Below are 19,638 nucleotides of genomic sequence, written 5' to 3' on the forward strand. Positions count from 1 at the left end.
ACCCTGACGCCAAGGGGTAGCCAGATTTTTTGAAAAAAATGAAGATAAAACGGAACTTTATTCAGTGAGCTTGGTCACACTAAGCACTGAAGCAACAACAAAAAGGTTTTATGCTAACCCTATTACGAAATTTTCGTACCTCATTTATCTTCTTTCTGCTTGGCATTGGATGCCTCTTAGCGTTCAATTTATCCACTCCGAACATTGCTGCCAACGGCACGCTGCAAGAACCCTTTGCGTTTATCCCTCTTGCATGGCTATTCCTCGCGGTGAGCGCGGTGATTTTTGCGTTTAAAATGGTACAAACGGTATTGATCGTTAAACGCCAACACCTTGATTGCTGATACCAAGGTCCAGAGGAGGCAACATGATTGAACGTCACGGCCGAGAACTGGATATTGATATCGGTAATAAACATTTGGTGATTCAACGTCGTTATGAGGCGTGTGGGGCCTTTAACGACCTTTTAATCGCGATTTGGTTTTTGATTGGCAGTTTTTTCTTCTTAAACGATGCATTGATGGAGAGTGGTACCTGGCTTTTCATTGTCGGAAGCGCGCAGCTGCTGTTAAAACCGAGTATCAAGTTGATGAGCTTGGTCCATGTCTCGCGCGTGCAACAACGGGCACAGAACACAGCATAACAAACGGTTACTCAATCAATTATAAATTCATTAGCCTCTGAGCCAAGAGGCGAATAAACCCAAGAGGCAGGGTGATGACCCTGCCTCTTGCTATGGTGGCATCGCACTGGTTGGTTTATTATCGCTATTTATCCCAGAACCCAGAGCTGAAGGGCAATAAAAAAGCCAATCGATAGCCCGACCACTAACAAGGTGGATAAACGTGTACAGGCTAAACCGATCGCTAAAAGTGCACTTAATAAGTAAGGATTGGTTAGGGTGACAGAGAGGTGTCCTTCAGGGAAAAAGACAATCGGCACCCATAGCGCGGTTAGAACCGCCGGTGCAGAGTAGGTCAGGAGTCGTTGTAACCGCGGACCTATGCGTACAGGGATACTTCGTGCAAGCAACAGATAACGTACCGAGAAGGTGATCAGCGCCATCGCGACAATGATAAACCAGTAACTCATGTTGCTGCCCTCCGTGTCGGTAGAGACTCAGCCATTAGCCCCGCGACCATACCTACGCCGGTTGCAATGATTAACGCATTGGGGATGTGGTAATAGGTGAATAGCAGCATACTGACACCGCTCGCCAAGGCACAAAGTAGCACGGGGCGGGTTTTTATACTGGGCACGGTCAGTGCGATAAAGGTGGCCGCAATGGCAAAGTCGAGCCCGATGGCTTCCAAGGCTTTCAGCTGAGAACCGGCGAGAATCCCTGCCAAGGTAGCAAGGTTCCAACCGATATAAAACGCGGCGCCCGTATACAGGGCGTAGTGTTTAGAAAATCTTCCCTGCTTGCTGGTGTGTGCGGTTGAAAGCGCATACATTTCATCGGTCAGTAAAAAGCCGAGGCCGAGACGCCATTTAAGTGGCAAGGGAGTGATGTACTGACGAAAGTGGGCACCATAGAGAAGGTGCCGTGCGCTAATCACCAGTGTGGAACCGAGCACCGCTGGCAAGCCCGCCGCATTGCCCACCATCATGGTGCCAGACAATTGCACCGCCCCTGCAAAAACCAGTAATGACATGGCTTGTGTTTGCAGCGCACTGAATCCCATTTGCAGCCCTAATGAACCGCAGAGTATCCCCCAAGGCAGGACGGCGAGGCACAACGGACTCACATCGCCTAATGCGCGCCATACTGATGCCTCAGGCGCATGCACCTCTTGTGCAGCCTTATGCATAGATCACCTTTTTGTTGTATTTGCTTAGTTATAAATTGTTTTTATCGGTAAGGTGCTAAAAGGTCAGGTAACGTACTGATTAACAAACTTACCAGATGTTTGTATCACATCACCGCCATGCCGCAAAGAGATGGGATTATCAACAGCCAGAGTGGCTCACTAAGACACAGAAAGGAAACACGATGAAAGCACCGCATCGCCTGAAGGGATCAACACCGCCAAGCGTGCATTTTCTCTATGTTTGGTTAGTGTCAACGGCAATAGCCAGTGCCGCTGTGGTTGGTGCATGGCAGGCGGGGTGGATAACATTGACGACGTTTGGGGATGGTGCATTTTACGTCGGGGGGCTCGTTTGGTCGGCAGCGGGGCTTGTGACGTATAGTCGTTACAAAAGCCGCTATTGGTATCGTGATTCAGTAACACGGCGGGCGCTCACGGCTCAACAACACGCGATGGTGATCGATTCATCGTCACCGCCCGATGACAAGCTCGGACTGTGGCTGTTTTTAAGTGGGCTTCCCGCCATGATACTCAGCGGTATATTGATGTTGGTGGCTTAACCCACCCAGTGATAATGGTGGTTCGGCTTTTTGGCGACCAATCCCTGTTGTTGTAAGTGGGTAAATAGGGCATCGACAGCCTCTTGGCTGAGCGCATACTCCGCCATTACGGCTTTCTTGCTACAACGTAGCGTTTTGGCGGCTAACGCGGCTTTGATATCGGCATAAGGCGCATCCGCATCCTCGTTAGGAACCTCTGAAGGCGTTGTGGATTTCGTGTCTATCTCATTGGCTCGAGCTGACGCTTTGGTGCTCACTGGCGTAGAGGGTGTGGTATGTGGGTGACGATACCAATGGCGGAAACGCTGCTCTTCACCGATCACGCCGACAAAGAAAGCGGCGAATAGGTCGAGCAACACAGAGAGAAAAATCACCAGCCAAGATTGGGCTTGATCGGCGCTGATGCCTAATGTGTTAGCAAGGTTGCTAATCAACCCCAAGATGGATCCCTGTGCCACCGCGGGCAAACTATCGCGCTCGAACGCGAGCTGCTGTTGCTCTTTACGTAATTGGTTGTTTTCTTTTTGTAATCGCGCCACACCCGTAGCAATTCTATCCAATTCGATATAACGCTCAGCGGCTTGATTATTCAATGTGATTTGTTGCTCGATAGCGTCGATTTGCCGATTATAAGCGTCAATCTGCGCTTGGGCTTGGCGCTGCTCACTTTGCGCAGCATTGGTGGCACTATTGATACCGCCAATACTGCCTCCGATCGAGATTAAGGCCAAAATGAGATAAAAAGCCAAGGCTGACAGGGCACCCACATAGTTGCCGTGCGCTCGGCGCTCACCAAACTCGTACCATGCGTAAAACTTACCCGCTTCAAAAATCACTGCCAATGCCCCGAACAACCATTGCATTAGCGGGTTGTCGTCAAGGGATAAGAACAGCAGCAGGGAAAAAATGGTAGAAGCCACAATAGCGGCACCGGTAAAGCTGTACACACTCAACATGGCGAATCGCCCTTTTGGGAAGCGTAACGCCATCTTGGTTGGCGCTGACATGACTGGATTCATATTGTTGTTATTGTCTGTGATATTGAGAGGGCGCAAAGCCTAGCGCATCTCAGCCCGTTTGTGTGTCAGTAAGCGGTGAAAACATGAATAAGCGATTGATTCATCGCCAATATGGATTAAAAGGCATCACAAAACCAACGTAAGCGGGTCGGGTTTCATTTTTTCTTCAGTGCAGGCATGTCATAGTCAGCTTTCACCTCATGCATTAAGTAAACCTTTGAAGGCGTGTTGATATATGACGTTTCAAAATGGAATGACAGGGGACAACGGGGGCGTATGCTAGCGCGATCGTATGTGACATTAATTAAGCACCAATGGCCGTTAATTGCTTTTGGCTTTCTATCGATCTTTTTTGGCAACATTGGTCAATCGTTTTTCATCAGTTGGTATGGCAGTAGTATTAAAGATGCGCTGTTGTTGAGCGATGCAACCTACGGCGGGGTTTACGCTATTGCGACCATGACCAGCAGTGTGTTGGTGATTAGCTTTGGTGGTGTGGTCGATCGGGTGCGGGTCGACAAATTACTGATCTTTTTTGCCACGTTACTGATGGTCGCGTGTGCGTTGATGTATTCGGTTGATAGTGTGGTAGGGCTGCTGCTGGTTTTTTTCTTACTGCGTTTTTGCGGACAAGGTTTTTTACCTCACATTGCGCAAGCCACTGTGATTAAGCGTGCGCAGCAGGATAAAGGTAAAGCCATTAGCTTGGTCGGCAGTGGTGTCGCCATTGGCGAGGTGGTTTTACCCTCAATCGTCATTGGCTTAATCGCGTTTTTAGGCTGGCGTGAAAGCTGGTTGTTCATTGGCGCCACCCTGTTAGTGGTGTTTTTACCATTAGTGTTATTGCTGATCCGAAAAGCAGATCTTAAACGGACGCGTATTGAGGCAGATAATCAAAACCACGCCAGTGATGCGAGTCGGCGTCAAGTTATTCGCGACTGGCGGTTTTGGATGATCATACCGATAGCCTTGGTGACGCCGTTTTTGGTCACCGGCGTATTTATCCAACAGGACTTTATCCTAGAAGCGAAACGGTGGACACCTAGCGTGCTAGCAGGCAGTTTCGTATTTTACGGTGCCGTGCATTGGCTAAGTTCAGTGATATCAGGCAGCTTGATTGATAAATACCGTTCGCGAAATGTACTTATCTTAATCCCCATTCCACTGTTGCTCGGGTTGATGGTGATTGCCAACGTCAATCACACCTTAGCGGCGCCGCTTTTTATGTGCCTTTTTGGTTTAGCGATTGGTGCAACCAATCCGGTGATTAATACCTTATGGGCGGAAATGTACGGAGTCTCGCATATTGGTGCCATTCGCTCTTTGGTCACGGGCATGATGATCCTTTCCACCGCGTTAGCGCCTTGGGTGTTTGGTATTGTTATCGATATCGGCTGGACGCTTAATGAGATGACTTATGCACTCATTGGAATGATTCTTTCCTTTACCGTGCTGTTGGTGCCTGTGTATCCGCGCTTGTAAGTCTAATCACCTGTCCAGACAATACGGAAAAGCGTGTATCAAGAAAAGATGGCAATAAATCTACGCTAAAAATATCACATCAACGCAATAAGACTTTGATTTATAGGAATAACGCCTTTTATTGATAAAAATGTGACGGTTGACGCTTGGTTAATAACTGACTAGGATCACGCCCTTTGATTTTCTGGGTTGCAGTAGGCCCGAGATCAGAACGCGACATCACTTTTTAATCCCAATTTATAGAGACGTTCATGATAGATAGAATTCAGCGTGATTGGTTCTCCAATGTACGCGGCGATATCCTCGCGGGTATCGTGGTGGCATTGGCTTTGATTCCTGAAGCGATTGCCTTTTCGATTATTGCCGGCGTTGATCCCAAAGTCGGTCTGTATGCCTCGTTCAGTATTGCCGTGATTATCGCCTTTGTGGGCGGTCGTCCGGGGATGATCTCGGCAGCCACCGGTGCGATGGCATTGCTGATGGTCACCTTGGTGAAAGAGCATGGCTTGCAATACTTACTTGCCGCTACCGTGCTAACCGGTATTCTGCAGATCGGTGCGGGTTATCTAAAACTCGGCAACCTTATGCGTTTTGTCTCGCGCTCAGTGGTGACAGGGTTTGTGAACGCCTTGGCGATTTTGATTTTTATGGCGCAACTCCCTGAGCTGTTTGGCCCCGAGATCATGCGCGAGGGCGATATCCTCTGGCATGTCTATCCGATGACGTTAGCGGGCCTTGGCATTATCTATTTGTTCCCGTATATCCCGCGTATCGGTAAAGCCATTCCTTCTCCGTTAGTGTGTATTTTGGTCCTTACCGGCATCGCGATGACATATAACCTTGATCTACGTACTGTCGGAGATATGGGTGAGCTGCCGGATACCTTACCTGTATTCTTGTGGCCGGACGTGCCGCTAAATTGGGACACGCTGGCGATTATCTTCCCATACTCTGCGGGGCTGGCTGTGGTCGGCCTGTTGGAATCGATGATGACCGCCACTATCGTGGACGATTTGACCGATACCAGCAGCGATAAAAACCGTGAATGTAAAGGCCAAGGTGTGGCTAACATTGCGACCGGTTTTCTTGGTGGTATGGCCGGTTGTGCGATGATTGGTCAGTCCGTTATCAACGTGAAATCGGGTGGCCGCGGACGTCTATCGACCTTTATCGCCGGTACTTTGCTGCTAATCATGGTGGTGTTCCTCAGCGATTGGATTAGCCAGATTCCGATGGCTGCGTTGGTCGCGGTCATGATTATGGTTTCGATCGGTACCTTCTCTTGGGAGTCCATCATTAATCTGAAGTCGCACCCACTGTCGACCAATATCGTTATGCTGACGACCGTTGCTGTGGTTGTATTCACCCATAACTTGGCGATTGGTGTGTTTGTGGGTGTGTTACTCGCGGCGCTATTTTTCGCCAACAAGATTGGTCGTTTTATGGTGGTCAAAAGCGACAATGCAGACAATGGCGACGAGCGCACGTATCGCGTTGTTGGCCAAGTCTTTTTTGCCTCGTCAGATCAATTTTTATCATCGTTTGACTTCAAAGAAGCGGTGGAGCGTGTCACCATCGACCTTTCTGCAGCGCACTTCTGGGATATTACGTCCGTGTCTGTACTCGACAAGGTGGTGATTAAATTCCGTCGTGAAGGCACTGAAGTTAACATCGTGGGTATGAATGATGCGACGGCGACCATCGTCGACAAGTTCGGCGTGCACGATAAGCCGGAAGAAGTAGAAAAAATGATGGGTGGCCACTAAGGAGACCGACCATGGAACAAATTACCGCGTGCGTAGATGGCCCGCATTATTCAAAGCAAGTCGCAGATTTAAGCGTTTGGGCCGCCAAGCGCTTGTCTGTGCCCTTGACACTTTTGCATGTGCTGGATAAATCCTCAAACCAAGCGGAGCCTGAACTATCAGGCAACCTGGGCGTGGGTAGCCGTGAACAATTGCTACAAGAGCTGGTGTCGCTGGATGAGCAGCGTGCCAAGCTGGAAATGAAACACGGCAAAGCGCTGCTGTCTGAGCTGGAAGACGACGCCAAAGCCAAAGGGCTGGACGATGTGCGTAAACTGCAACGCCACGGCCATTTAGTAGAAACATTACTTGAGCTTGAGCCACAAACTCGTGTTTTGGTATTGGGTAAATCGGGTGAATTGCATCAAAACGATACCAAAGCGATTGGATCGCAGCTGGAAAGTGTGATCCGCTCTATCAAGGCGCATACCTTGGTCGCGAATGGTGAGTTCAGTGCGCCAGAGTCTTACTTATTGGCCTTTGATGGCAGCGACATCAGCGAAAAGTTGGTAGAAAAAGCCTTGAGCACGCCGCTGTTGGCAGGGATGACATGTCATTTGGTTATGGTAGAAGACTCACAAGAAAAGCTGGCAGCGTTTAAACGTGCGGCAGAGCGCTTGAAAACGGCGGGTGTCGATGTGGTTGAAGTGCAGTTAACCGGTGAGGTGCACCGCGCTATCCTAGACTATCAAGCGGCCAACCAAGTTGGACTGATTGTGATGGGGGCTTATGGTCACTCGAAACTGCGTCAGTTCTTTTTGGGCAGCAACACCACCAAGCTGCTGGTTGAATCAACGGTGCCTATGCTGTTGATCCGCTAACCGCGCCGGATAGCAAGCAAATAAAAACCCGCATGATGCGGGTTTTTTTGTATCGGTTGACCGTTTGTCTTTAGTACGTTTGGGGATCAGTACTTAAAGCGTGTGGTAAACATAAATTGGTCGCCATACCACTCGTTTACACGATACTCGGCACCCAAAGAAAAGAGTTCGGTGGCGTGGAAACGGCCGTATGCAGAGCCAAAGGTATCTTCTTCGTCATCAACGGTGAGCAAACCAATTTGGCCGCCAACTTCTACCTGTGGACCCAACCACTGACGGATACCTAGGTTCACTTCTAGGCCCACATCACTGTCGTAATCTTTTTTGTTCACGCCACGAGCAAGCAGCTCACCGGTCAGGTCTGCCCAGTTATTAATCGGGGCATGAAAGCCAACCCCAGCTGATGTATCCCAGTCTGAATCAAACTCGGTGTCTGCCTCAACGCGAATGTGTGCATTAGGATGGATAGACATGCTAAATCCTGCACCATAGGTGAGTGGGCTGACACCAATGCGCCCTTCAACGTAATCGTAACTGAAGTTACTCATGGTGCTCAGGCTGGCGTCGTCTTCATTGGCCGCGGCGCTGAATGAGGCCAGAGCGACAATAGCGCCGGCTAATAGAGATTTACGCATTATCAATTCCACTTGTTATTGGTGTTGAAATCATTCTATAAGACGATTGAACGAATAAACAAGCACATCCGTGTGGCAGACGTGGCTTTTTTACCGATTTCTGACCCAATGGCGGGTATTCAGGCAAAAAGCGCTTATTCGCCGCCCACCTCGAATTTATGCTTGTTGATGGCGTCCACAAGTCTTGGCGTATCAAGTACACTGGTCCATGGCAACAGATTTGGTTCGTGCTCAATCATAAAGCTGGTTAATTGATCGGTGACTACGCTGGTAAGCGTCGCTTTCTGCCATGGTTTGGCAATGTAGTAATGTAAACTGGCGTGGTTAATCGCCGATACTGTGTCTTCCAGTCCCGCTTGGCCGGTGAGAAGCAGTTTACGCGCCCCTGCGGTTTGCGGTTGTTTCGCCAGCTCAATCAAAAAATCGACGCCAAGTTCACCTGGCATAATGTGATCACACAGGATAAGTGCCAATTGCGTGCCTTGCGCCGCCATTTGCTCAATCACATCGCGCGCTTCTGCAACCGACTCTGCGGCTTCTAACTCAAAATGATCAGAAAAGCTTTGTAAGTCATCCATGACGCTATCAAGCACGTCACGTTCGTCATCCACGCATAAAATCATATACTGGCTCATAACTGGGGCTCCTTACGGGTAGTAGGGGAGAGCGAAACGGGTAGTGTCACTGTCATTGTGGTGCCTTGTTGCTGAACAGATGACACACGAATATCACCACCATGTTGCTGGATAATTTGTTGGCACACGGTCAGACCAATGCCCAAGCCAAAGTGGCCCTCGCGTTTGGTGGTGTAGTTTAAGGCAAAGATTTTTTCTTGTTGCTCTGGCGTCATGCCCACGCCGGTATCTGAAATCGCGACTTGGATGTAACTTGCTTCATCGTTATCGACAAGGTCGGTTTGTACCTTGAGTGTGCCGGGCTCTGGCATGGCGTCGAGCGCATTGGCGATTAAGTTGGTCCACACTTGCGCCAGCGCGTAGGGCTGGGCGACAATTTCCGGCAATGGGTGGTAGCGTTTATCCAATTGATGGGGTTTCAGTCGATGCTCAAATAAGGTCAGGGTGTCTTCAATGCCTTCCAGCAGCTGGGTGCGCTGACGCTGCTCAGTATCTTGGCGCGCATAGGTGCGTAAGCTTTTGACTAAATCGGCAATGCGTTGGGCACAGACATGGTTTGAACGCAGCAAGCGGCCGCAGCGGGCGTATTGTCGCCAGATTTCCACCGTGGGCGAGAAGGCATCGCCCAGTTGCTGTTGCCAGTGCGAGACCTCATCAGCTTGATACAGTCCCATCCCGACTAAATCACGGGCAAGATGACGTTCGCTGACTTGGTCGGTTAAGTGTTGAGTGTAGGTGCGTGCTTGAGCCGTCGAGAGAGGCGTAGCTTCGCGGTTCGTCTGCAATAATGTGAGTGCTTGCTCAAGGCTATCAGGCGTTAATGGTGCTTGTGCGACCGCTTGTAATGCATCACCGAGGGCGTCGCTATTTCTCAGAATGGCCGACACGGGATTGTTTAGCTCATGGGCGACACCGGCCACGAGTTGCCCAAGCAACGCCATTTTTTCCTTCTCGACCAATTGCTGATTGGCGGCGTCCAATGAGGCGAGGGTTTGTTGCAATTGAATTTCGGTGCCAATACTGCGCTTTAAGCGCTGGTTAAAATGCAGTAGTAGGTGCTGGATAAACAGCGGCAATAGCTCCGAGCGGCTACGCATGATTTTGGCAAATAGCTCGTGGTCAATTTTGATCACCTGGGTGCGTGTCAGGGTGCGGGCCGTTGAGAAAGACACTTCGCCGGTGACAAATGACATGCTGCCGATCAAGCTGCCTGCTTTTAGAGTAGAAACATGATGCTCTTGGCCATCGTCATCGGTTTTGTACAACCCCACTTCGCCTTCGGCAATAAACCAGAGAAATGCATTGGGTTGATTTTCTTTGGTAAGAACATGGTGAGGGCTGTAAGTGCGACACGCTTTGCTTTCATCATTCCCTTCGAAAAAAGCATAGAGACCTTGAATTACTTTGTCGGCAATGGCGCGGGTGTCACTACTTGAGGGGGAGAACAGTTGAGATTGGAACTGGTTAATTTCGCGTTCCACTTGTGCATCAAGCAAGGCGCGGTGATCGAGCGCTTCAGCATAGCGGAGTAAATCATGCTGGCAGTAGCGTAACACATAAGTGGTTAGCTCTTTTTCGGCCACGCGTTGTAGTTCATCCCGACGCCAAGGCTTGTGCATGCAATAGTTTAACCGTCCCTCATTCACCGCCTGCAAAATGGCATCATACTGTGGCGCATCACTGAGCAATAGAGTGCGCGCACCGATGCTAGCTGGGTGATTATCGATGTTGACGAGCATATTGATGCCACTGTCATCACCGGGTTGATTATGACAAATCAACATTGCCACTTGTTGACCTTGATGCTGACATTCATCAAGAAGTGCGTTGGCGTCATCAGGGTTATCGGCACTACACAGATCGAAAACATCCCGAAAAGGGGCTAAATCGTGAGTGAGCTTCTCGATAATGATGGGATCGTGGTCGACGCACAAAATCACGTAGGCATTCATAGGGAATCGCTGAATTTCTGCTCAATGCTTTGCATTGTAAGCGGATTTAGCCAGCGATGATGCGAATCGGTCGACAATAACGCACTTTGTCACATCCTTACACAAAATAGGCGCCAACCCATGATGTGCTGACGCCTTGTACTCAGTATTACTCGATCAAGGTTTCCTGTTCGGTGGTGAGTTGGCTGCGGCGTTTACGCGTACGGCGGTGGAACAACCATCCGACCAAAAGACTCATGTCAGTGTTATCGTCACCGTCTATTTTTGGTTACACTAGAGCTTTTCGAATGCCTTGAGGGCAAAAGATATGTTTCTAGGAAAATACGGCGCCATGGCTGGCGCTGTTGCGGTGGCGGCATGTTGGCCGTTTGCCACCGGTCAAATCGCGCAATCTATGTATGAGCGCGAAGTGGCACAATTTAGCTCGCCAGACATTACGGTTGAACAACGGGAATACCATCGCGGTTACCTTGATTCTCGTGCTGTGACGCGTTTGCACTTTAAAGGTGACGTCAAACTAGCCTTAGAAGAAGCGGGCCTGCCCAGTGAGTATGATCTTTCCTCAGAGATCACGCATGGTGTGCTCGGCGTATCATCGACGAATACCTTAGTGTTGACCCCCGATCTACAAACACTCACCCAGCGCCTATGGCCGGGTAACCCGACTCCTATCCGATTGGACATGGAAACGCTTGTGACAGGAGCGTCGGATTATCAGTTGACCGTCGCGCCTTTCTCATTCACGAATGAAGGCAAGAATCTGACAGCCAGCGAGCTAACCTTGATGGGGAGCTTGGCACGCGATGGTGAAATTACCTTCGATTTTAACTGGCCAGCGGCGGCGCTGAACGCCGATAACGGCGAGCAGATAAAAATCGATACGGCTAAAGGTCAAGGACGGGGTTATTTACAAGATGATCTTTGGATTGGTGAGCAGGCATTTTCGGTTGAAGGCATGCGTCTGGTTGATACCAGCAATCAAGCTTATCGAGTCGGAAAAAGTCAAATTCAGATCAGCAACCAGATGGTCAATGCAGACGAAAACACGCGTGCGCGCATTGATAATGCGAACCGCATTACCGTGTCTTCATTTACGTTGCCGGATAACAGTGAATGGCGCAACATCGCGTTGGTCTTTGATGCGAAAGGGCTAGACTATCAGGCGATGGCGACCATCGCCGGCCTATCATCTGATCTTGAGAACCCAGAGCAAGTTGACGCACTGGATCAAGCGATGATGACGCTATTACAGCAAGGACTAGCGTTAGATATTGCACCGGCGAGCATCACCTTACCGGATGGCGATGTAAGCGCTAATGTTGCGCTGAACTTAGCCAAAGCGGACCCACAAGCCGCTGCGCAGTTAGACTTAAATGCCTTGGTCAGCCGTTTGTCAGGCAATATCGACATTACCGTGCCAGATGCATTGCTAAGCCAGCCGCAATGGCAGGCGAAAAAACAGCAGTTGATCAAAGCGGGATACGCGACGATGAATGAGGGACAGTTTGAGCTCACTGCCACTATTGAGGGTAATCAAATTGTGTCTAGCAATGGCGAGTCGATGCCGCTGATGCTATTTGCGATGTTAATGATCTAACACAATCAGTGATGGGGCACAGTCTTAGTGTGCTCCATTGTTGACCCCTTATTTCGCTAGCTGTATAAATAGTTGATAACTATAACGCTATAAGATAATTCATGACCCAAGCACTCCCCGATCTTAAAGCCAAAAAGTATAAAACAGTGCGTGAAGAAGCCGTGATTGGCTTACGTGCGGTTGGCTTTCTTAAACATGGCACCGCCACTCACGTACAAATTAAAACCCCGGTTGGGCAAATTTTTAGCTGCCAGAGTACCTTCATTGGCTTTGATGGCGACCAGCGACTGTTCTTTACCATTCCCACCCGTAACATTAAGCAGTTAAACCAGTTCTTTGTCGAAGGGTATCGCATTGCGGTTGATGGCGTATCGGATGAGGGAGAAGGCACCAAAATTCGTTTTGCCTCACGGATCTCACACATCATGATGTCGCCAGTCGCGATTATGCTGGTGGAATTACCGCAGCAAGCCAAGCTGATTCAACAGCGGAAAGAAAGCCGTTATGAGCTCAACGTCAAAGGTGAAATCCCACTTGAGAAGCGACGTTTGTCGGTCAACCTAACCGATATCTCCGCCGGTGGCTGTGGATTTAGTTTTGATGCTATTGCTCCCGTGTTTGAAATGAAGCACCAACTCGCGATTCAAGTCCGGCCTTCTCACGGGGATGACTGTTTTGTACTGAGTGGACAAGTAGAGAATCGTCAACAAAAGTGGGGCATGCAGCGCTACGGCTTGTCTTTTGATCAATCGGGACTTCAGCACTGTCGTGAATTGATTAAACGCTTAGTCTTTGACGGCTCACGCTACATTTTTAATCCCACCGTTGAAAGTGATGAGTGACAGTGTCACTTTAAGCTCCCTCCACTCTCTTTAGGCGAGGCCTTGCATCGCCATGCGCTGTCCAGTAATCGCATCATTATCACTGCGGGCAGCGCTGCACATAGATGACTTTTGCATTGATGGCATGATGATTAAAAAAGTGCAGCCAGCGTTTTTGATGGTGCTGGAGCGTATCGCCGGGTCCTTTTACTTCGACCCACTGATAGTCATCGGCTCGGCACATAAAAAGATCAGGCTGACCGCTGCGATTATGTCGTCGATCAAACAATATTCTTTCGAAACACGCTTTGAGTTGGTGGGTGGAGAGCGCGCGTAACGCTGCATCCAGTAACGGCCATTCGATAACTCCCCAGTGGACCCAATCATTGGTTATGCCGTGCTTTTCTGCATAATGCTGCTTTATCAGCGCACGCGCGTTGTCTATGTCACTGAGGCGATCGTCAATGGCAGGTTGGCGCGCAGTGCAAAACTCCTCGCTGTATAAATCACGTGGCCCGCGTTGAAATGGGTTAAGAAATGCTCCTTGGACGGGCATAAAAAGGATGTCCCAAAAAAATAATCCAAACAGTGCGTTCAATAAGCAATTTTCGCTGTACCAGACTGTCCAACCTTGAGCGCGATAATAATCGGCAACTTCCCACTCAACGCGATCGTGCAAGGGTAAAGCCAGGTGCTCTGTGTGTATTTCGCTGATCGGCGTCGCAGGCAATTCATGGAGCCCAATATGTTGTTGGATCTTTTTTTGTTTGGCGAGGCGACAGGCGATGTCACGTTCATCCTCATCATGAGGAGCGCGCAACACGGTGCCGATCAGTGTGGCGGCCAAGTCGATATCGTCTTGCTTGATGGCTATCCGCGCTTGTCTTTCACGACTTGGAGGCTGTGTGGTGGTTTGATAGAGCATTTGTGCCGTATCAAGGTTTGCATGGCGTTCGTGTTCACGGGCAATGCGATTCACTAACCGTTGGCGTTTCCGTTCCAGTAGTGGCCATGCGTACCGCGCAGGAAGCTGGTCAGTTAGGGCGAGAATGATGTCGGGTTGCTTGGCTTTTTTCGCTTGCCAATAATGCTCATTCAATGCCGACAAGTGCAACCAATGGTCGATATGTTCACGGCATTGAAAGAGGCGCTCTGATTGACTGAGCGGGTAAGATTCAAAGGTTTGAATACCCAGCTCGGCCACCACAAACTGACTCAAGTCTTGACGCGAGTTACCAAAGTAGAGCAGTAAAAATACGGATAACAACTCGGGTTGCAGACACTCAATGAGCATGGTTGGGCTGGTCAAGGTGTCGCCATAAGTCGCTTGAATCGCGACTTGCCATTGCGCTTTACTGGCGCTTTTGAGCACGTCAGCCTGCGGATAAGCGTGAGCCATCTGGGGTTTGGTCAGGAGATTCAGCACCACCTCGGTGGCCGCCTGATGGGTGAGGCGAACATAGCCCTGCGTGGCTAATTCGTCGAGTAAAGGAGACAAGTCGCCGAGTTCGTGATACACCAATTTTTCGGCGACAAACCAATCATGACGACGCATCAATAATCGGATCAGCAAACATTGCGCCTTAAAGCTAAGCTGTTGAAAGGTAGTGATCCAATGACGCTCTGCGTGATTGAGCAGATCCCAATCACGTTCAGACACTAAATCCATCAAGCATAGGAAGTTATGATGATAATAATAGGGAGAAAGAGGGTCAGGCTGCGTCATCCTTTGTCCTTTTTTGTTTTGTTACGACACATGCATTCAGGAGCTGCCGCATGAAATGGAGTATCGCCTTACTATTGTCAGTTGTTAGCTGGTTGGTGTCGAGTCCTGTGTTAGCCGACGCAGAGAATACGTTTTCACCTGAGCAAGGGATCGCTGGCGTGGCTTGTATGGTGGTTGATCCTGCAGGGCGCTTGCTGCTCGTCAAAGACCGCGTCAGTGGCCGCTATGGATTACCGGGCGGCCGTGTAAGCCTTGCGGAATCCCCGCAAAAAGCATTAGCACGAGAAGTGTTTGAAGAGACCGCTATTCGCGTCGATGTTGCTAAGGTGCGCTATCAGGATCATCGCGGCGTCTTGTTTGATTGTCGCAGCCTGGCCCCATTACCGGTTGTCTCCCAAGCGGATGGTACTGGCATCTTGCCTGCGTGGCTGGCGCCGAACTTTGCCTCTGAAATTGACGAAGCCCGACTCGTACCCAAAGCGCACGCTGAAGACTATCAATACCGATTTAATGACAGGGGAGCGCTACTGTGGTCGTTGGTCGATAAAGTGCCAAGCAGCGATGTGACCGCGTTGGCAGACTTTAGCGCACTCGCCCCTGCCTTTTATGTGAGTCAGTACGGGTTAGTCTCAGGTGTTCAGCAAGCCGTTGCCGCAATGGGCGAGACCATGGCTTCGTTCACCACTCAGGTCTTTTGGCTGGTCAATATTTTAGGGGAAACGGCATTCTATCTTGCTTTTGTGCCGCTATTTCTGGTCTTCAGGGGCCATAAATCGGCCTTGTCTTTGTTGTTTTTGCTGATCAGTGCTGCCGCGGTATCAACCCTTCTAAAAAGCGGCTTTGCAATGCCTCGGCCTTTCTTTATTTGGCCCGAGTTAAAAATCGGTGATGCGAGAGGTTTTACAGTACCGAGCGGCCACACCTTACTGGCGGCAGCGGTAACAACGGCATGGTATCTTAAGCGGCGCGCTGAGCATCCGCCCGCCTATGGAGCGTTGGCGCTGACAGTATTAGTGATTGTATTGATGGGCCTGAATCGGATGTACCTCGGTGTACACTTTGCCAGTGATGTCATCATTGGCGGTTTGATTGGTGCCGGCATTGCAAGTGTGACCGTCAAACTCGATGGTCTGACGGTAAAAAATGCGCGGCCACTGCTCAATACCGCACGGATATGGCTGTTGGTATGCATCATATTGGCGCTTGCAGCATTAGCGGTGAAGTTGCCAAATTTGCTGTATCTCGCTGCCCTCGCGGCCGGCGTTTATACCGGTCAAGTTTGGCATAAGCTGTTCCCAACCCGTAAACCCGCACAAACACGAGGCGGAAAAATATTCACGTTTGCGTGGATTATTCTCGGCGCGGGGATCATTCTCGGTATTGCTTATGGTGTCAGCCAGTTAACTGGGGTCAGTTGGGTGTTGCTGATTTTCACGTGCATGGCAATTTGGAGCATACCGCCTTGGGCATTGATCGCCAGCCCTGAGTTAGCACGTTGGTTAGCCCGAAAAATAGGCATGCAATCGTTATAGCTACGTTTGGCGAACGGTGTTTTGTGATGGGTTGATGGTGAATTATGGGTGATCGCTTTGGCTGCGCGTAGAGTTAAGGTAAAGTGACAGCACAACAAAAAGTCACACCAGGCATGGTGGATACTGCGCACAGGAACAGCAATGATACCGGCAATACACCCACAGGCGGGCTTGTCGTCCGCCGTCGTTGATTTTCTAACCGCTTTGCAGCAAGCAGGCTTTGAAGGCGATATTGAGTCAACTTACGCGAGCCGATTGGCGGTGGCGACCGATAACAGCGTCTATCAGGCACTGCCACAAGCAGTGCTTTTCCCCGCGAGTGTGGACGACCTCGCACTCATTGGGCACACCGTACAAGCGCCGCCTTTCAATGCGATTAAATTCTCTCCTCGCGGTGGCGGAACGGGCACTAACGGCCAGTCACTGACGAAACATGTGGTGGTAGATGTTTCTCGCCACATGAATCAGGTATTGGAGGTAAACCCAGAGCAAGGCTGGGTCAGGGTACAAGCTGGCGTGATTAAAGATCAGCTCAATGACATCCTGCGGCCTTACGGTTTCTTCTTCTCGCCCGACCTTTCCACCAGTAATCGCGCCACCATTGGCGGTATGATCAATACGGATGCATCGGGACAAGGCTCGCTTCGTTACGGGAAAACCTCTGACCATGTATTGGGGTTAAAGGCGGTACTCGTCGATGGCAGTGTGTTAGATACGCAACCTTTAGATAGTGACCAATTAAATCATGCGATGGAGCGAGACGATCTTGCCGGTCGTGCATTAGAGACTGTCTCGTCGGTGTGTCGAGAGCACCGAGATTTGATCACGCGTACCTTTCCGCCTTTAAACCGCTTTCTCACTGGTTACGATCTTAAGCATGTCTATGATGACGCATTGAGTCGGTTTGATATCGGCCGCGTCCTATGTGGCGCGGAAGGCTCGCTGGCCTTTATTGCCGAAGCGACCTTAAACATTACTCCGATCCCGACGGTGCGCACCTTGGTCAACATCAAGTACGACAGCTTTGACTCGGCCTTGCGCAATGCGCCCATGATGGTGGAGGCCAAAGCGTTATCGGTCGAAACTGTTGATGCCAAGGTGTTGGATTTGGCACGCAACGACATTGTTTGGCACACCGTGAGTGATTTGTTGCAAGATGTGCCGGGTAAAACCATGCATGGCATCAACATGGTGGAATTTGCAGGCAATGACGTTGACGATATTGACCAACAAATTACCGCTCTTTGTGACAAACTGGATGCCTTGATTGAGCACGAGCAACAGGGCGTGATTGGCTACCAAATCTGTCGTGATCTCGCGTCGATCAACAAGATTTATGCGATGAGAAAAAAGGCGGTCGGCCTGCTCGGGGCGACGAAAGGGAAAGCGAAGCCGGTGCCTTTTGCCGAAGATACCTGTGTGCCGCCTGAACACCTAGCCGACTTTATTAGTGAATTTCGAGCCTTGTTAGACAGCCATGATCTGCATTACGGCATGTTTGGTCATGTCGATGCGGGTGTGCTCCACGTTCGCCCCGCATTGGACCTATGCGATCCGGAACAAGAGCGAATCATGAAAACCCTGTCAGACCAAGTCGTTGCGCTGGTCGCGAAATACGGTGGTTTGATGTGGGGGGAGCATGGCAAAGGATATCGTTCTGAATACGGACCGGCGTTTTTTGGTGACACCTTGTTTACCCAATTACGGCGAGTTAAAGCGGCATTTGATCCGCAAAACCGCATGAATCCCGGCAAAATTTGTACGCCTATCAATAGCGAAGATGCGTTGGTTCGTGTTGATGACACCAAGCGTGGCTTTTATGACCGGCAAATCCCCGTTGAGGTTCGCGACAGCTTTAAAGGAGCGATGGAGTGTAACGGAAACGGGTTGTGCTTTAACTATGACACCGCGTCACCGATGTGTCCGTCGATGAAAGTCAGCTACGACCGTCGCCATTCTCCCAAAGGACGCGCAGGGATCGTACGGGAATGGTTGCGTCTATTGGCCGAGCAGGGGGTTGATCCGCTCGATGTGGAACAGGCCTTAATGACGCAATCTCCCTCGGTGCGTGAGGTGATGAAAAAATTTGGCCGCTATTTTACGCGACGTAAGCAAGCGGACGATTTTAGCCACGAAGTGATGGAAGCGATGAATGGCTGTTTGGCGTGTAAAGCGTGTGCGAGCCAATGCCCGATTAAAGTCGACGTTCCCAGCTTTCGCTCTCGGTTTATGCAATTGTATTACAGCCGCTACCCGCGTCCGATCAAAGACCACCTCGTGGCGAACATTGAAACGTTATTGCCCCTGATGGCAAAAGCGCCCAAGTTGGTAAACGCCGTCACTCAACCCAGCTGGGCACAAGGGTTGACGGCAAAATTGGTGGGATATACTGATACGCCTGCGTTATCGGTGCCCACCTTAGCAGCGTCTTTGGCTGGCGATCATGCGCTAAAATTTGATCTAACTTGGCTGCAAGCTCTGTCTGCGCAGGAGCGTGAAAATTATGTGTTGATTGTCCAAGACCCGTTTACCAGCTTTTATGAAGCACCGCTTGTGCATGATCTTATTCAGCTTGCGCGCCAACTGGGGAAAGTGCCGATGTTGGTTCCGTTTAAGCCCAACGGCAAGGCCCAGCATGTGAAAGGCTTCTTACGCCGGTTTGGGGCAACGGCACAGAATACCGCTGCGTTTCTTAATCAACTTGCTGCGCTGAATATACCCTTAGTGGGCGTCGATCCGGCCTTGGTGCTTTGCTATCGTGATGAATACTGCGAAGCGTTGGGCAAAAAACGAGGCGATTTTAACGTTCAACTCAGTCACGAGTGGTTGATGTCAGTGGTGCCAGCATTGCCGCCAGCGGACACTATAGACGCGGGAACCTGGTACCTGTTTGGCCACTGTACCGAAAAAACACAATTGCCACATGTTGAGCAACAGTGGGCACAATTGTTCGCTCACTTTGGTGCCGAGCTAAAACCGGTATCGGTTGGATGCTGTGGTATGGCGGGTACCTATGGCCACGAAGCCGATAAGCGTGAGACCTCGCAAGCCATCTACGATTTAAGTTGGTCAGGCAAGTTGGCCGAATTGCCGGCAGAGCGGGTCCTCGCGACGGGCTATTCGTGTCGCAGTCAGGTCAAACGGTTTAGCGAGCAACAATTGCGGCATCCATTGCAGGTATTGCTGCGTTTAGCGTGCACCCGCAGTGATCGTGTCCATACTGAACACGTAAAGTAACATTG

At 50.2% G+C, this 19,638-nt stretch carries 17 protein-coding genes; 10 read left to right on the forward strand and 7 right to left on the reverse strand.

Annotated elements, in window-relative coordinates; genetic code table 11:
* Positions 1 to 110: 110 nt before the first annotated feature.
* Both BZJ18_RS05515 and BZJ18_RS05520 read left to right on the forward strand, forming a co-directional pair.
* Positions 111 to 344, forward strand: a complete 234-nt coding sequence (locus BZJ18_RS05515) for a DUF3955 domain-containing protein (RefSeq protein WP_069587075.1) — start codon at positions 111 to 113, stop codon at positions 342 to 344.
* 23 nt (positions 345 to 367) lie between these two features.
* Entirely contained in the window at positions 368 to 643 is a 276-nt protein-coding gene (locus BZJ18_RS05520) for a YrhK family protein (protein ID WP_077455645.1), read from the forward strand.
* Positions 644 to 771: 128 nt separating this feature from the next.
* Here the strand turns inward: BZJ18_RS05520 and BZJ18_RS05525 are convergent, their stop codons facing one another.
* On the reverse strand, positions 772 to 1,092 hold the full coding sequence (locus BZJ18_RS05525; protein WP_077455646.1) for an AzlD domain-containing protein: 321 nt from the start codon (positions 1,090 to 1,092) through the stop codon (positions 772 to 774).
* Positions 1,089 to 1,811: an AzlC family ABC transporter permease gene (locus BZJ18_RS05530; protein ID WP_077455647.1), complete on the reverse strand. Its 723-nt coding sequence runs from the start codon at positions 1,809 to 1,811 to the stop codon at positions 1,089 to 1,091. Before BZJ18_RS05530 ends, BZJ18_RS05525 begins: the two co-directional genes overlap by 4 nt.
* Before the next feature lie 182 nt (positions 1,812 to 1,993).
* On the opposite strand from BZJ18_RS05530, the gene BZJ18_RS05535 reads away from it, so the two are divergent.
* Positions 1,994 to 2,371, forward strand: coding sequence for a hypothetical protein (locus tag BZJ18_RS05535; protein WP_077455648.1), 378 nt, complete (start codon positions 1,994 to 1,996; stop codon positions 2,369 to 2,371).
* Here BZJ18_RS05535 and BZJ18_RS05540 read toward each other — a convergent pair.
* Positions 2,368 to 3,378: a Preprotein translocase subunit SecY gene (locus tag BZJ18_RS05540; RefSeq protein WP_077455649.1), complete on the reverse strand. Its 1,011-nt coding sequence runs from the start codon at positions 3,376 to 3,378 to the stop codon at positions 2,368 to 2,370. The genes BZJ18_RS05535 and BZJ18_RS05540 overlap by 4 nt on opposite strands.
* A 288-nt stretch (positions 3,379 to 3,666) precedes the next feature.
* On the opposite strand from BZJ18_RS05540, the gene BZJ18_RS05545 reads away from it, so the two are divergent.
* The 3 genes from BZJ18_RS05545 to BZJ18_RS05555 all read left to right on the forward strand — a co-directional run bounded on the left by BZJ18_RS05545 (position 3,667) and on the right by BZJ18_RS05555 (position 7,498).
* Entirely contained in the window at positions 3,667 to 4,872 is a 1,206-nt protein-coding gene (locus BZJ18_RS05545) for an MFS transporter (protein ID WP_077455650.1), read from the forward strand.
* A 251-nt stretch (positions 4,873 to 5,123) separates the two neighbouring features.
* The gene (locus BZJ18_RS05550) at positions 5,124 to 6,638 is read left to right on the forward strand and encodes a SulP family inorganic anion transporter (RefSeq protein ID WP_077455651.1); all 1,515 of its coding nucleotides are present in this window, start codon (positions 5,124 to 5,126) and stop codon (positions 6,636 to 6,638) included.
* 11 nt (positions 6,639 to 6,649) lie between these two features.
* Complete coding sequence (locus BZJ18_RS05555) at positions 6,650 to 7,498, forward strand: universal stress protein (RefSeq protein ID WP_077455652.1); 849 nt, start codon at positions 6,650 to 6,652, stop codon at positions 7,496 to 7,498.
* 86 nt (positions 7,499 to 7,584) lie between these two features.
* Here BZJ18_RS05555 and BZJ18_RS05560 read toward each other — a convergent pair whose 3' ends face one another.
* From BZJ18_RS05560 to BZJ18_RS05570, 3 genes are all read right to left on the reverse strand, one after another.
* Positions 7,585 to 8,133: a hypothetical protein gene (locus BZJ18_RS05560; RefSeq protein WP_077455653.1), complete on the reverse strand. Its 549-nt coding sequence runs from the start codon at positions 8,131 to 8,133 to the stop codon at positions 7,585 to 7,587.
* A gap of 134 nt (positions 8,134 to 8,267) precedes the next feature.
* Positions 8,268 to 8,768 (reverse strand): response regulator, encoded by a 501-nt coding sequence (locus BZJ18_RS05565; RefSeq protein ID WP_069587088.1) that lies wholly within the window; start codon positions 8,766 to 8,768, stop codon positions 8,268 to 8,270.
* Positions 8,765 to 10,720, reverse strand: coding sequence for an ATP-binding protein (locus BZJ18_RS05570; RefSeq protein ID WP_077455654.1), 1,956 nt, complete (start codon positions 10,718 to 10,720; stop codon positions 8,765 to 8,767). The genes BZJ18_RS05565 and BZJ18_RS05570 overlap by 4 nt, the downstream gene beginning before the upstream one ends.
* A 307-nt stretch (positions 10,721 to 11,027) precedes the next feature.
* Here BZJ18_RS05570 and BZJ18_RS05575 point away from each other — a divergent pair, with 307 nt between their 5' ends.
* Together BZJ18_RS05575 and BZJ18_RS05580 are read left to right on the forward strand one after the other, a co-directional pair.
* Positions 11,028 to 12,317, forward strand: a complete 1,290-nt coding sequence (locus BZJ18_RS05575; RefSeq protein ID WP_077455655.1) for a DUF945 family protein — start codon at positions 11,028 to 11,030, stop codon at positions 12,315 to 12,317.
* A 101-nt stretch (positions 12,318 to 12,418) separates the two neighbouring features.
* Positions 12,419 to 13,159, forward strand: a complete 741-nt coding sequence (locus BZJ18_RS05580; protein WP_077455656.1) for a PilZ domain-containing protein — start codon at positions 12,419 to 12,421, stop codon at positions 13,157 to 13,159.
* A 79-nt stretch (positions 13,160 to 13,238) separates the two neighbouring features.
* On the opposite strand, the gene BZJ18_RS05585 is transcribed toward BZJ18_RS05580, so the two are convergent.
* On the reverse strand, positions 13,239 to 14,864 hold the full coding sequence (locus tag BZJ18_RS05585) for a VRR-NUC domain-containing protein (protein WP_077455657.1): 1,626 nt from the start codon (positions 14,862 to 14,864) through the stop codon (positions 13,239 to 13,241).
* A gap of 50 nt (positions 14,865 to 14,914) precedes the next feature.
* Between BZJ18_RS05585 and BZJ18_RS05590 the strand changes: the two genes are divergently transcribed.
* Both BZJ18_RS05590 and ydiJ read left to right on the forward strand, forming a co-directional pair.
* Positions 14,915 to 16,396, forward strand: coding sequence for a bifunctional NUDIX hydrolase/phosphatase PAP2 family protein (locus BZJ18_RS05590; protein WP_077455658.1), 1,482 nt, complete (start codon positions 14,915 to 14,917; stop codon positions 16,394 to 16,396).
* Positions 16,397 to 16,537: 141 nt separating this feature from the next.
* Positions 16,538 to 19,633 (forward strand): D-2-hydroxyglutarate dehydrogenase YdiJ, encoded by a 3,096-nt coding sequence (gene ydiJ / locus BZJ18_RS05595; protein WP_077455659.1) that lies wholly within the window; start codon positions 16,538 to 16,540, stop codon positions 19,631 to 19,633.
* Positions 19,634 to 19,638 lie beyond the last annotated feature (5 nt).

This window comes from Salinivibrio sp. IB872 (assembly GCF_001995345.1).
Classification (GTDB): Bacteria; Pseudomonadota; Gammaproteobacteria; order Enterobacterales; family Vibrionaceae; genus Salinivibrio; species Salinivibrio proteolyticus.